The 13,411-nt window shown below is 41.4% G+C and carries 11 protein-coding genes and 1 pseudogene; 2 read left to right on the top strand and 10 right to left on the bottom strand.

Features of this window, described 5'->3' with window-relative positions; genetic code table 11:
- Window positions 1-12: 12 nt before the first annotated feature.
- The 5 genes and pseudogenes from ACM0OS_RS00670 to ACM0OS_RS00690 form a co-directional block, all read right to left on the bottom strand.
- Window positions 13-486 (bottom strand): DNA phosphorothioation-associated protein 4, encoded by a 474-nt coding sequence (locus ACM0OS_RS00670; RefSeq protein ID WP_414541225.1) that lies wholly within the window; start codon window positions 484-486, stop codon window positions 13-15.
- A gap of 94 nt (window positions 487-580) precedes the next feature.
- Window positions 581-1,132, bottom strand: a complete 552-nt coding sequence (locus ACM0OS_RS00675; RefSeq protein ID WP_414541226.1) for a Uma2 family endonuclease — start codon at window positions 1,130-1,132, stop codon at window positions 581-583.
- Window positions 1,133-1,247: 115 nt separating this feature from the next.
- Window positions 1,248-1,817 carry a Uma2 family endonuclease gene (locus tag ACM0OS_RS00680; protein WP_414541227.1) on the bottom strand — a complete coding sequence of 190 codons (570 nt, stop codon included), beginning with the start codon at window positions 1,815-1,817 and terminating at the stop codon, window positions 1,248-1,250.
- Window positions 1,818-1,904: 87 nt separating this feature from the next.
- A complete protein-coding gene (locus ACM0OS_RS00685; protein ID WP_414541311.1) occupies window positions 1,905-3,821 on the bottom strand; it encodes a DUF3370 family protein in 1,917 nt (638 codons plus the stop codon).
- Window positions 3,822-3,861: 40 nt separating this feature from the next.
- Window positions 3,862-7,960, bottom strand: a pseudogene (locus ACM0OS_RS00690) (ATP-binding protein); the annotation flags it as partial.
- A 135-nt stretch (window positions 7,961-8,095) separates the two neighbouring features.
- On the opposite strand from ACM0OS_RS00690, the gene ACM0OS_RS00695 reads away from it, so the two are divergent.
- Window positions 8,096-9,610, top strand: coding sequence for an AAA family ATPase (locus ACM0OS_RS00695; RefSeq protein ID WP_414541228.1), 1,515 nt, complete (start codon window positions 8,096-8,098; stop codon window positions 9,608-9,610).
- A gap of 116 nt (window positions 9,611-9,726) precedes the next feature.
- Window positions 9,727-10,194, top strand: a complete 468-nt coding sequence (locus tag ACM0OS_RS00700; protein ID WP_414541229.1) for an SH3 domain-containing protein — start codon at window positions 9,727-9,729, stop codon at window positions 10,192-10,194.
- Between the two features lie 64 nt (window positions 10,195-10,258).
- On the opposite strand, the gene ACM0OS_RS00705 is transcribed toward ACM0OS_RS00700, so the two are convergent.
- The 5 genes from ACM0OS_RS00705 to ACM0OS_RS00725 form a co-directional block, all read right to left on the bottom strand.
- Window positions 10,259-11,227 carry a glutathione S-transferase family protein gene (locus tag ACM0OS_RS00705; RefSeq protein ID WP_414541230.1) on the bottom strand — a complete coding sequence of 323 codons (969 nt, stop codon included), beginning with the start codon at window positions 11,225-11,227 and terminating at the stop codon, window positions 10,259-10,261.
- Window positions 11,228-11,229: 2 nt separating this feature from the next.
- The gene (locus ACM0OS_RS00710) at window positions 11,230-11,544 is read right to left on the bottom strand and encodes a hypothetical protein (RefSeq protein WP_414541231.1); all 315 of its coding nucleotides are present in this window, start codon (window positions 11,542-11,544) and stop codon (window positions 11,230-11,232) included.
- 41 nt (window positions 11,545-11,585) lie between these two features.
- Complete coding sequence (gene gatC, locus ACM0OS_RS00715) at window positions 11,586-11,879, bottom strand: Asp-tRNA(Asn)/Glu-tRNA(Gln) amidotransferase subunit GatC (RefSeq protein WP_414541232.1); 294 nt, start codon at window positions 11,877-11,879, stop codon at window positions 11,586-11,588.
- 84 nt (window positions 11,880-11,963) lie between these two features.
- Entirely contained in the window at window positions 11,964-12,485 is a 522-nt protein-coding gene (locus ACM0OS_RS00720; protein ID WP_414541233.1) for a photosystem I assembly protein Ycf3, read from the bottom strand.
- 123 nt (window positions 12,486-12,608) lie between these two features.
- Window positions 12,609-13,295 (bottom strand): SOS response-associated peptidase, encoded by a 687-nt coding sequence (locus tag ACM0OS_RS00725; RefSeq protein WP_414541234.1) that lies wholly within the window; start codon window positions 13,293-13,295, stop codon window positions 12,609-12,611.
- Window positions 13,296-13,411 lie beyond the last annotated feature (116 nt).

Here is a 13,411-nt window from a genome sequence, read left to right on the forward strand (position 1 = left end):
ACCACTTAAAAATCAAGAGAGGAATTTAGTCAGATCAAATTCCTCATCTTGTTGCTCCGTGTGAGTTCGCTCATAACTGAGAAATAATAAAATGCGCTCTGAATAATCTACTGACCCACGCAACTCATTTTGCAATATTTCCAATCCACCATTAGCGTACTCTTCAAATATATGATTACGTTGTCTTTCATATTCTTCTTCGTTAAGCGATAGTGTTTTAATATCTTTAGTTTCATTAATTGCTAATAATTTTATTAAAATATCATTTCCCATTGAGGCAAAATACTCTATTCTGATTGGCGATGGTTCTCTTTTGGAAATTTCCCCCAAAGGAACACGCTTTTTATGCTTTGCACCCAAAGCTGCTGCAAACACAATCACATCAGCAAAAGTATTAAAAGGCCCTGTTCCACCATCTGAAGATGTTAAATCTTTAACCAATTGAGCTTTATCTTTAGCAACCCTGATTCTGCCAGTTTCCGCCATGATCTCAATATCAACATTGTGGCTATTTTAACCGAAAAACCCAAGCGATCGCACATCTTACTGCATTATTTTATACTAGTATGTGGGCGATCGCCTAAAAAAACAAATTATCCACTAACATAGTCCATCCTGGCACTGCGGGTTCAGCTTCAGCCACCTCACCACGGCGATACACTTGCGGTTCTTCAGGATTACTAGCGCGATACACTCTAATAACTTCCTCTTTGAGTACATCTACATCCCAGACTACCAACGTACTCGCTGCAAAATAATCACGGCGTTTACTAGCCATATCTTTCTCAGCCTTATCACCGTAGTCATTTTCACTTCGCACCTCAGCAGCAAACACAGGCGCACCATTAATAAACTTCCCGCCCGTAGGTTTGCCAGTATAAAACGCAGCATCAGGACTTAAAGAACGGCGGTTAGGGAGATTGACAATAAAACCGACATTATCAGGCAAAGCATAACCACTTTTTGTCAGACGTTCATAATCCCGTAGACTTGCATAAATTTCACCACCTGCACGTCCTGGTAAAAATCCAGTTGGAGACATTAGCACCAATTTTCCATTGATAATCTCTGCTTTGCAATTGTCGGGTAAATGGTACAAATCTTCAATAGTTGCTTCAGTTTTAATACTCATAAAACATCTTTTAATTAGTTAGCCATTATCTTGATTTTACGCTCTCTCTCCTCTCCACAGTCTCTGCGCCTCTGCGTTAGCCTGCGGCCGCTACGCGTCTACGGTTTTCCAAAACTTATATTGCAAACTGCACATCTTCGTAAACCAAAGAAATCGGAAAGCTAAAATCAACGCTAGTTAAATGCACTTCTTCCCCTGCTTCATAAGGATGTAACTCCCATAAACCTTTCTCATTTAAACGAAAGCACTCCAAACTCACTTTACTAGCATCAATTAGCACATACTCTTGTAAAGTCACAATTCGGCGATACTGCATAAACTTACCACCCCTGTCATAAGCCTCAGTACTAGGGGAAAGCACCTCAACAATTAAACAAGGATACTGAATAAAATTAATCGCTTGCTTATCTTGGGGATGACAAATTACCATTACATCGGGGTAATGAAAAGGCCCATTTTCCGATACACCTAACTTTGCATCTGCCATAAAAGTACGACACTTACCCCCCCGTAACTGAGTTTTTAACGCCGAAGCTAAATTCAGGGCAATAGTAGTATGGGGAATAGTCCCCCCAGTCATAGCAAACACTTCACCATTAATATATTCGTGCTTAACCTCCTGTCTCTCCTCCCATTCCAAATACTCCTGGGGAGACATATAATTTTGTTCTGGACTTGCAACCATAACCCCACCTCAACAAATACTCACCCATCTCAACTGTACCTAAAAAACCTCCGCGCCTTTGCGCCTCTGCGCCTTGGCGTGAGACATTCACCCCTCCGTCCGCACAGTCAAAACCTGCGGTGGAGTAGCATCAGGAGGATACAAAAAATCCACCTGAACTTGTCGCGTCTCCCCTGCTTGCATCTGCAACCTCACCAAAGGTTCACCCGTTTGTCCCCGTCGCTGTACCAAATGCACATAACGCGTCCTCTCCACACCATTATCATCCGCATAACGCACCCTTACCGTTCCCCGAAAAAAGACCTGTTCCACCCGTGGCCATAAAAACAGTAACCTATCACTACCTCCCTCATCCTTCACAGGAGTTTGCATTGATACACTTACAGTCCGAGTTTGATTGCTAAAATTACGTAAAGGCAAACTCAGATTGTATTCCACACCGTAATTACTGTGAGCAAAATAAGCCGTATCAGCATAGCGTTTCAACATGGTTGCACTTTGAATTTGCCCTGTACTGAGGGTAACTAAATGTATAGTTGCCAAAGGATAAGAAAATTCCTGCCCTGGTTGTGCTATAGTCAAATGCGACACATTGGGATTATCTGTAATTTGGGCTTGCCATTGCGTTCCTTGAGAAACACCAGCCACACGACTAAATACCGTTGGTTCTCTGGGAGGATCGAGAGGAGTCGGAATAGGATCGCGCTTTCCTGCTAAACTGCCATTATCTAGTAATCTTTGCCACTCAGCTAAACTAGGCGGATTGTTACTATTTTGAGATAATTTTGCCAGATAAACTGGGCGATCGCTCTCCAATCGCATCATAGTACTACGGCCGCTAGATGATGGTGCTGGCACCGGAATAGCTAAGTTCGCTAATATTTGGCTGTTTCCTGGTTGTATCACCAATTTTTCTGGAAAACTTGCTTGTCTTATTCCCCGTAAAACATCATTCATTGTTCGACTACCAGGGCCAGCGTAAACTGTACCTTGGGGATTATCTACCATGTCAGGCAAATTAATAAACGGTGCTTCCCTCGTCAGGTAACTAGCAGCTTGTAATACTTGTAAAGTTGCAGGTTCATTTCCGGGATTATGGACAATGATACCTTGGTAAACCGTGCGACTTTGGGCTGGTGTTTCTGCCCTGACAATATGATGGGCGAATATATCAAATCTGCCTTGAAAGGGATAATTTAAATGTGCTTCCGGCGCTTGTTTGCCATGTGGGGGGAAAGTTGATAGCAAAATGCCATCGCTTGTCACTAGTTCTGGACTATTACTATTAAAGGTGGGAATAGTATTGAGTCTTCCTGGTAAACGCCGCACCTCTTGGGGATGTACTGTGATTCCCGCTATATATTGGGGCGGAACAGCATAGATATTTAACGCCCGACACATTAATGCTGCAACTTCCCCTCTAGTAGCACTTTGCTGAGGTTTTAGCTGTTTGACGTGGGGATAATTAACCACAATACTATTGATGGCTGCTTGAGCGATCGCATTTTGGGCATAGTGAGGAATTTGGGCTGCATCATCAAAATACTGTTGTAATGTCTGCACTGGGTTAGACACAGAACTATAATTTTTCGCCCCAGCTAAAACACCGACGATTTGCGCCCTGGGAATTGGCTGATGAGGTTGAAAAATGGCCCCTGGATAACCAGCAAAAAATCCCTTTTGATAAGCACTAGCAATGGCTTGATTTGCCCAATGATTGCTGGGTACATCTTTAAAGTTGATGGCGTTACGCTGCACAGATGCATCGGGGAACGCATTTAACATTAAAACAGCTGCTTCGGCGCGGGTGACAGTTGCATTGGGGCGAAAACTGCCATCCGGGTAGCCTGTAATTAATTTACGTTCTGCCAATTGCTGAAGACAATGATTTGCCCAATGATTTTGGGTGTCAGAAAAGGCCATCGCCCTGGATGGGGATAAAGTTAAAAGTATTGCAAGTATTAGCAGATGCCAAGAAAAAGACTTATCACAACTGTATTGCATCACATTAAATATCTCCCTGTTGGTTCTGAGTTGGGGAAAAAATCGGTAAAGTGATAACAAATTCAGTTCCTTCACCAAGTGTAGAATTTACAGCCAGTGAACCATGATGTTTTTCTACGACAATTTGCCGAGCGATCGCTAGTCCTAAGCCTGTGCCTTTACCAACAATTTTAGTAGTAAATAAATGGTCAAATATTTTTTGTTTAACTTGTTCATTCATCCCAATACCGTTATCAGTAATGGTAATTTGTACTTGGTTGTTGGTGCTTAAAGTTTTAATAGAAATTTGCGGGGGATTAGCTTGGATTACTGCAAAACTGCGTCCGTTGTTCGATTCTTCTAATGCATCAATGGCATTGGCGAGAATATTCATAAATACCTGGTTTAATTGCCCAGGGAAACATTCAATAAGTGGTAAATCACCATATTTTTTGATGACTTCAATGGCTGGATGCTTTTCATTTGCCTTGAGACGGTGTTTCAAAATTAAAATTGTGCTGTCAATACCTTCGTGAATCTTAAATAGCACTTTATAGTCTTTATCGGCGCGGGAAAAAGTGCGGAGACTGGTACTGATATTTTTCAGGCGATCGCAAGCCATTACCATTGAGTCAATCATCTGGGGAAAATCGTCTAAACTATAATCCAAGTCAATTTCTTCGGCATGTTCTAAAATTTCTTCTCCAGGATTAGTTAAAGTTTTCTGATATATTTTTAGGTGATTAACAATATCAGAAAAAGTAGGTTTAGCTTGTTTGAGACTTGCCGAAATAAAACCGAGGGGATTATTCATTTCATGGGCTATCCCTGTAACTAAGTTACCCAGAGCCGACATTTTTTCGCTTTGGACAATTTGCAATTGTGCTTGTTGTAAATCTTGTAATGCTTGTTGGGCTTGTTGGTAAAGTCTGGCATTCTCTAGAGATATTGCAGCTTGCGATGATAGTAAGTTAATTACTTGCAACCCTTCTTGGGTAAATACTCCAGAAGTGATTTGATTTTCCAGATATAAGATACCTACTAAATGCCCTTGGTTCACAATTGGTGTACATAAAACACTTTTTGGTTGATATTTGAGCATATATTCGGCAATTAACCCAGGAATCTCTGTTTGCAAATTGTCAATGACAACTGTTTCTTGGGTATTCTTGACGTAATTAATGATTTTTCTGGGTATATATTCACAAGTATCAATTAATTCTGAAGTTAAAATATTTTGAATTGTACCTTGGGGGTTATTGTCATGACTAATAAAAGTAATTGCTCGTACTTGCCAAGTATTAACTGACAGTAAATCTCGCTTGAGAGTATTCTTTTCTTGGGGAAGAATTAAGATAGTTTTTTTCGCTCCAGAGGTTTCTAGAATTATTTTGGTGAGGTTAGTAATTAATTCATCTAATTCGATACTACTAGATATGGCTTGAGCAGCTTTAAGGACAGAAGTAAAATCAAGAATATTGGAAATACTGCTGCTACCTTGGCTGGAAGTGTCAGTTGTTCTAACCAGAAAAGTCTGGGTAACATTCGCAATAGTTTCTAATGGATTGAGGTTGGTTCGTCGTTGTTGCAGAATGGGTTTGAGAAGTAGGGGATAGCGTTTTTCTAAGACATCTATTTTGGCTTTAGCTCCCCATCGAGCATAGGAATAGTATGCTTCTTGCATATATGTTTGGGCAATTTTTTCTTTACCCCAGTCAAGGTAAAACTTAGCTGCAAGTTCATTGGCTAAGGCTTCTTCTTGGATATAACTATTTTCTTTAGCGTTAGAAATAGCCAGATCATAAAATTCTATCGCCTCAATTTTTCGCTCTAAAACTCGATGTAGTTCGGCTGCAATTAAATAAAATTTGTGCAATTGATTAGCTGGAGCATGATCAGCCCACTTTTTCATCTTTTCTTGATTGGTAGTTACCCGTTCAAGAATGCGTTGTTGTTCTATTTTTGCAACTTGGGAATAAATAGCTAAATTTGCCAGAGAATCATAGGTGTAAAAGACGGGAATTAAAGACAATCCTGTAGCTGCACCTAAGCATGTTTCTAGTGTGCTAGCAGTGGCGATCGCCTGATCAATTTGCCCAAATAGATAACACAGAACTAGTTTACTGACATTAAAGTAGCATAGTGCTGTTTGATTCCCCGCCGCCAAAAAAAGCGGTAGATGCTCTACTTCATTAAAAGTATCACCAGCAAACTGCCAAGCTTCCGAAGAATTACTTAACAAATTTAAAATGGCTTGTTGAAAAATTGCTCCCTGCTTAGATATTGTTTCTTGTTTGAGTTGCACAAATTGGGTACAAATAGCCGCACCCTCTCGACTCAGATCATTCAGTTCTTTGCCGGCAAACCAAGCGTGCATCAGGTAAAGAACGGCACAAATGCCATTCCCAATAGCCGTGGTGACGATTAAATGTAATGTGTCCATCGTCGTGCAATGCTTTGAGAAACTGTGTAATAAAAAAGGGATTACCTTGGGTTTTGCGGTCAATTAATTGCGTTAAGGGATGCGATCGCTCGGTGGCACAATGTAAAGTATCAGCAACTAACTGATTCGTCTCACTCACGGCTAGGGGGGCGAGGGTAATGGTATTAACAGTTTTCCCGGTTTGCTTTAAATCCTCCACCGTCAACATCAAAGGATGTGCAGGCGAAACCTCATTATCTCGATAAGCCCCCAACAACAGCAGATAATTCTGATCCTCCATTAAGAGTTTAATCAAATGCAGCGAAGCCAAATCTGCCCACTGTAAGTCATCGAGAAACATGACTAATGGATGTTCTGCGGTGGTAAAGACGGCAATAAACTTTTGGAATAATAAGTTAAAGCGATTCTGTGCTGCTGTTCCTGATATTTCTGGTGTCGGGGGTTGTTTGCCAATAATTCTTTCTAGTTCCGGAATGACTTCAATCAGCACCTGTCCATTGTCTCCCACCGCTGCGAGAATCTTGGCTCGCCATTGCCCCAATTGCGCGTCAGACTCTGACAACAATTGCCCCATTAAATCCCGCAGGGCTTGGACAAAGGCTGATAAGGGAATATTGCGATTGAATTGGTCAAATTTACCTTTAATAAAATACCCTTGCTGCCGGGTAATTGGTTTGTGGACTTCATTAACAACAGCAGTTTTACCAATGCCGGAAAATCCCGCAATCAGCATCATTTCGGATATGCCATTGGCAGCGCGCTCAAAAGCTTGCAGCAAGGTGGCAACTTCTGGTTCCCGCCCATAGAGTTTTTCGGGAATGAGGAAGCGATCGCACAAATCCCGCTGACCAATGGTAAAGTCTGTAATTTCGCTATTATGTTTTAATTGAGATAAACAATGTTCTAAATCGTGCTTTAATCCCAAAGCACTCTGATACCGATCTTCGGCATTCTTCGCCATGAGTTTCATGACGATATCTGACAATACTTGGGGAATCTTGGCCTTATTACCCAATGCCATCGGTGTTTTGGCAATATGCCAATGTACCAACTCCATCGGATCATCAGAGATAAATGGCAACTCACCGGTTAATAATTCGTAAAATGTCACACCCAGAGAATAAAAATCGCTGCGGTAGTCAATTCCTCGGTTCATTCTGCCAGTTTGTTCTGGGGAAATATAAGCGAGAGTACCTTCTAAAACATTCGGACTTTTAATTTCTGGGGTTTCTTTGGGAAGTAACGAAGCAATACTAAAGTCAATTAGTTGGACTTGTTTGGTTTCTGGATGAATCAGGATATTCGCAGGTTTAATGTCTTTGTGGAGCAGACAATTATGGTGTAAATCGTAGAGAATGTGGCTTAATTGGATGGCGATCGCTAAAAATTCGTCTAGGTGGAGAGTAGTGGTTTTAATATATTCTCGTAAAGAAATTCCCCCGATATCTTCCATCACTAAAATGTAAGCATTACCATAGGTTTCTAATGATAATGGATGAATAATTCCGGGAATATGGAGATTTTTACTAATGGTATATTGGTTACGAAATTGCAATAATTCGTGAAAGCTGGGATATTCACAAATCAAAAGTTTAATCACCACTGCCAGTGTATCTTGTTCTCGGATAGCTCGATATACTCTGGTTCTGGAGCCTGCATACAGTTGAGATGTAATTTGATATCCGGGAATCATGGGGTAAGAATTTAGGGTAGCCATTTATACATACCTCATCTATAAGTTTGTTTTTGCTTGACAAAACTAGTATTCCCATCAAATAGATGTTTACTAACGAAAGGAAATGAGCGTAAATGTGCTGAACAATGGGAGAAGAACTAAGAACTTTACTTACTTATGAATTTCCGTGAAGAATTTAAACTACTACTGCGCGCCCGCTACCCTTTAATTTATATTCCCACTTACGAAGAAGAGCGGGTAGAAACGGCGATTCGGGAAGAAGCCGCCAACCAAGGTAATCGCCCCGTTTACACATGGGATTTTGTGGACGGTTATCAGGGAAACCCCAATGATACTGGTTTTGGTAAACGTAATCCTTTACAAGCTTTAGAATTTATCGAAAAATTACCAGCTTCCGCCCCAGCAGTCTTGATTTTACGAGATTATCACCGCTTCTTAGAAGATGTGGCCATCGCCCGTAAACTCCGCAACTTAGCTAGACTCTTAAAATCCCAGCCGAAAAATATAGTATTGCTATCGCCACGCATTGCGATTCCTGACGATTTAACCGAAGTGCTGACAATTGTAGAGTTTCCCTTACCCGCAGCTTCAGAAATTAAAATTGAAATCGAACGTTTACTGCAAGCTACTGGCAATAACTCCCTTTCTGGCAAGATTTTGGATGACTTGGTGCGCTCTTGTCAAGGTCTATCTATGGAACGCATTCGCCGGGTTTTAGCCAGGGCGATCGCCTCCCACGGAGAATTGCAACCAGAAGACGTAGACTTGGTTTTGGAGGAAAAACGCCAAACTATTCGCCAAACCCAAATCCTGGATTTTTATCCGGCTACTGAGCAAATATCTGATATCGGGGGGTTAGATAACCTCAAAGATTGGTTAATTCGTCGCGGAGGTTCATTTACAGAACGTGCGCGTCAGTATGGATTACCTCATCCCCGTGGTTTAATGTTGGTGGGTATTCAAGGTACTGGTAAATCGTTAACAGCAAAAGCGATCGCCCATCATTGGCATTTACCCCTACTACGTTTAGATGTCGGACGATTATTTGGCGGTTTAGTCGGTGAATCAGAATCCCGCACGCGCCAAATGATTCAAGTAGCTGAAGCCCTCGCCCCCTGTGTATTGTGGATTGATGAAATAGATAAAGCCTTTTCGGGACTGGGTAGCAAAGGTGATGCTGGTACAACTAGCCGCGTATTTGGGACATTTATTAACTGGCTAGCGGAAAAAACCTCACCTGTATTTGTAGTCTCCACTGCTAACAACATCCAAGCCCTACCACCGGAAATGTTACGCAAAGGGCGATTTGATGAAATTTTCTTTGTCGGTTTACCTACCCAAGAAGAGAGAAAAGCCATTTTTAACGTGCATTTATCCCGACTGCGCCCCCATAACTTGAAAGGATATGATATTGAGCGGCTAGCTTATGAAACACCAGACTTTTCTGGCGCCGAAATTGAGCAAACTTTGATTGAAGCAATGCACATTGGATTTAGCCAAAACCGGGATTTCACTACCGATGATATTTTAGAATCAGCCAGTCAAATTATCCCTTTGGCACGAACAGCTGTAGAGCAAATCCAGGAGTTGCAAGAATGGGCTGCGGCTGGAAGGGCGCGTTTAGCCTCAAAACACAGTCCCTTAAGCAATGCTTTCGGTAAACTCAGCTAACGCATCCAGCAATAGCTACAATCAAGAAGTAATTAATCATTCTTACTTATGTCAATAGTCAATTTTTAATCATGAATTATTATTGACTATTGACTACTGGTGATCAGGTTTTAATTATGCTTTCTGGTTTACTAAAGTTTATACTTGGCGTTTTCTTAGCGATCGCAGTTTTAGCCGGTAGCGGTGTTGCAGTTGCACTTTATTTCATGAATCGCAGTTCTACACCACCTCCTAGGCCTCTTTTTGCCAACGATACTCCCTCTTTGGAAATCGCCGCACCCAAAGCCACGGAGGTACAGGCTAGCCCAACCCCCTCTCCTGCTGCTACTCCAACGCCTACCCCCACTCCTACCCCTACAGAAACATTGCCACCAGGAGCTTACCGAGGACGTGTTACTTGGTCTCAAGGCTTAAGTGTGCGCGCTGAACCCAACCAAGATGCTCAACGTGTCGCTGGCGTTGCTTTTGATGAAGAAGTTATTGTCTTAGAAGAAAGTCCAGATAAAAGCTGGCAAAAAATTCGCCTCCAAGGTCAACAAGAAGGTTGGGTAAGAACAGGTAATACTCAACGAATTAATGACTAACTCGTAATCAAGAGGAAACAGGAGTCATGAGAAAGGTTTTCGGCTTGTGTGCAAAACCTTCTCCCTATCTCCCCACCTCTTCCCGATTATGGGGTGCATCAAAATCAATCACCGGGCCTTTGGGTACAATGAGCGTAGGATTCACCTGAGGATGGCTCCTGTAATAATGCCGTTTAATATGGTCAAAATTACAAGTCGCTTTTACCCCTGGCAATTGATAAAGTTCTTTCAAATAATTCCACAAATTAGGATATTCTACAATTCGGTGTAAGTTGCATTTAAAATGCACATAATAAACTGTATCAAACCGCAACAAAGTAGTGAACATACACCAGTCGGCTTCAGTAATTTGATCGCCACAAAGATAGCGTTGTTTTCCTAAAATATTTTCCCAGTCATCAAGAGCCGCAAATAATTCTGTGACTGCTTCATCATAAGCCGACTGAGTAGTGGCAAATCCCGCCCGGTATACACCGTTATTTATTGGTTGATAAATTGCGTCAATAGTCTCGTCAATTATTGTTTGTAAATGTTCTGGATAAAAATTGATATCCTGTTTAGCGAAATCATCAAATTCGGTATCAAACATCCGCATAATTTCACGGGATTCATTATTGACAATTGTCCCTTTTTGCTTATCCCATAATACTGGTACTGTTACCCGTCCACTGTATTTGGAGTCAGCTTTGAGATACAGTTGCCACAGATATTGAGTACCGTTAACCGTATCAGGAATCGCCCCTGGCTCGTCGTTAAATTCCCAACTGTTTTGATCAATTTCTGCTGCAACTACCGATAGCCCAATGACATCTTCTAGTCCCTTTAATTGGCGGATAATTGCCGTCCGACAAGCCCACGGACAAGCCCAAGAAATATACAAATGATAGCGCCCAGGCTCTGCGGGAAAACCACTAGAACCATCGGCAGTAATTTGCTCACGAAAGGTTGTTGATGGACGAATAAATTTACCTTCTGAATCTTCTTGTTCCCTTCTAGATATCCATTGACCATCCTTGAGGATTCCCAAACCCATATCTATACTCCTTTATAAAATGGGGAATTCATGCCGATACTAGCTTCTTGGGTTGTGTAACCATCGAATAGCCTAACAGTGAGATTGCCATTAACCTGTTTAGCAAATGGAATCAATAAATTATAAATATAATTTTGGGCATTTTCTAGAGAATCAAATTCATAGAAACCACCCACAGTATTAGTATTTAACCCACTTAACCAAGTTTTAGATTGTAATCCTGGAAATTTTTTCATTTCTACATTGATAGAAAGCCAATCAATTTCACAAAAAGGAATCGATACTTGATACTCGGCGTATACGAATACTTGACTCATGGCTATGATTCATCTGATCCTAAATTTTGCGGCAATTATCCCTACTCATTGCTGTTAAGGATTTTTGGAACTTTAAAAAATTCGCCTTCTTGTTCAGGCGCACTATTCAGAATGGCTTCTCGCTCAGGATATGGTTGCAACTCATCTTCTCTAGTGACATTGCTGACATCAATTGCCCTTGTTGTTGGGGCCACATCACTAACATCGACTGCATTCAACTGTTCGATATAATCTAAAATACTGCCTAATTGCGTGGTAAATTGCTCTTCTTCTTGTGGTGTTAATTCTAACCGGGCAAGAAGGGCTACTTTGCGGACTTGTTCACGATCAATCATGGTTTTTTCGTTATTAGTGATCAATTATCAGTTATCAGTGGCCAGATATTTTCAGTTTACTGTTCACCGATAACTGACCACTGACTAAAAGAATACGTCAATTTGCATCCGTCCAGTAGTTTTCAGCCAGTTTTGGGCTTCAATGTAGTTATTGGGAGCCATGCGAATAGCTCTAATCCAATAATCGGCGGCTTTGTCAAATAGGGCTTCGCCAGCATCGTTATCCCCTTCTTCCTTAGCTTTTTCGCCTTGATAATGGTAGATGACGGCGATGTTGTTTAAGGCTTGTGGTAACCGGGGGTTAAATTCAATTGCTTGGTGATACATTTCTAATGCCGTTATATGATCACCGTTACTGGCATAGATCAACCCCATATTGTAGAGAATATAACTGCGATCGTAGGTGTCTTCTTCTAGCGTTAGGGCTTCTTCGTAGTAATCCAATGCTTCAGCGTATTCTCCTTCCGCCTGCGCTGACATGCCATCTCGGTAATAGACAAATGCTTCTTTCGCTTTTCTGTTGGCTGGCAGGAGTTTCAGGATGAGATCCGCCATTACTGTAAAGGATTTGTCAACAAAGTTATCGTTTTTTTGTGTTCTTGGCATATTTGCTTCTATGGTTGTGCGGCTATGGATTAATAGTTGGCAATCATTATGCTCAATAGCTAATTTAACTGATTTAGAGGACTGGGGAACTCAGGAATCGGTACGAGCGAAAAAACTTTGCCCCTACTCACCACCCCCCATTTCCCACTCCCTAATACATTCAGGCGTATTATGCCGAGGGTTGTTGACTATAGTACTAACTGGGTATGCCGTCATTGCTTGAGATGGATAAGAACACAATAGCGGCTGTAGTGTTTCACGTGTTTGCATTTGGGGATTTAACCACAAATCGTAATCTTGGGGAGCCAAAATCACTGGCATCCGTTCATGTATGGGTTGCAGTAATTCGTTAGCTGCCGTTGTCAAAATTGTACAAGATGTGATTTCTTCACCTTCAGGCGATCGCCATTTTTCCCACAAACCTGCAAAGCCGAAGGGTTGTCCATCCACAAGACGAAAATAAAACGGCTGTTTTTTACCATTTTGTCTTTGCCATTCAAAAAAGCCATCAGCTAGCACTAAGCAGCGTCGGTGCTTGAAAGCTGAACGAAAAGCTGGTTTTTCGGCAACTGTTTCTGCTCTAGCATTAATTAGCTTCGCTCCCATGCTGGCATCTTTTGCCCATGAAGGAATCAATCCCCAACGTAACTGCTGAAATTCATTGCTACCACTTTCTGGATTATGTAGCACTGTTGCCACTCTTTGCGTAGGTGCAATGTTATATTGGGCGGCTAAATTGGGAATTGACTTTACCTGAAAAAATTCGGCTAATGCTGCTGATGACTGGTTTAAAGTAAATCTTCCACACATAGTTTTATTTTGAAATACTGAATAACCTGAAGTCTTTAAATACAGGCTATAGATAATACTATTGTTTTTTATTTTCTCAGATAATTCTATCTCGTACGTAGACCCATAAAATAAAT

The organism is Nostoc sp. CCY0012, assembly GCF_963920855.1.
Classification (GTDB): Bacteria; Cyanobacteriota; Cyanobacteriia; order Cyanobacteriales; family Nostocaceae; genus Cyanocohniella.

Excerpts from the sequence above, each read along its gene's own strand:
- ACM0OS_RS00670 (WP_414541225.1), bottom strand. The coding sequence starts at position 486 with ATGGCGGAAACTGGCAGAATCAGGGTTGCTAAAGATAAAGCTCAATTG.
- ACM0OS_RS00680 (WP_414541227.1), bottom strand. The coding sequence starts at position 1,817 with ATGGTTGCAAGTCCAGAACAAAATTATATGTCTCCCCAGGAGTATTTG.
- ACM0OS_RS00725 (WP_414541234.1), bottom strand. The coding sequence starts at position 13,295 with ATGTGTGGAAGATTTACTTTAAACCAGTCATCAGCAGCATTAGCCGAA.
- ACM0OS_RS00720 (WP_414541233.1), bottom strand. The coding sequence starts at position 12,485 with ATGCCAAGAACACAAAAAAACGATAACTTTGTTGACAAATCCTTTACA.
- ACM0OS_RS00705 (WP_414541230.1), bottom strand. The coding sequence starts at position 11,227 with ATGGGTTTGGGAATCCTCAAGGATGGTCAATGGATATCTAGAAGGGAA.
- ACM0OS_RS00695 (WP_414541228.1), top strand. The coding sequence starts at position 8,096 with ATGAATTTCCGTGAAGAATTTAAACTACTACTGCGCGCCCGCTACCCT.
- gatC (WP_414541232.1), bottom strand. The coding sequence starts at position 11,879 with ATGATTGATCGTGAACAAGTCCGCAAAGTAGCCCTTCTTGCCCGGTTA.
- ACM0OS_RS00675 (WP_414541226.1), bottom strand. The coding sequence starts at position 1,132 with ATGAGTATTAAAACTGAAGCAACTATTGAAGATTTGTACCATTTACCC.
- ACM0OS_RS00685 (WP_414541311.1), bottom strand. The coding sequence starts at position 3,821 with ATGCAATACAGTTGTGATAAGTCTTTTTCTTGGCATCTGCTAATACTT.
- ACM0OS_RS00710 (WP_414541231.1), bottom strand. The coding sequence starts at position 11,544 with ATGAGTCAAGTATTCGTATACGCCGAGTATCAAGTATCGATTCCTTTT.
- ACM0OS_RS00700 (WP_414541229.1), top strand. The coding sequence starts at position 9,727 with ATGCTTTCTGGTTTACTAAAGTTTATACTTGGCGTTTTCTTAGCGATC.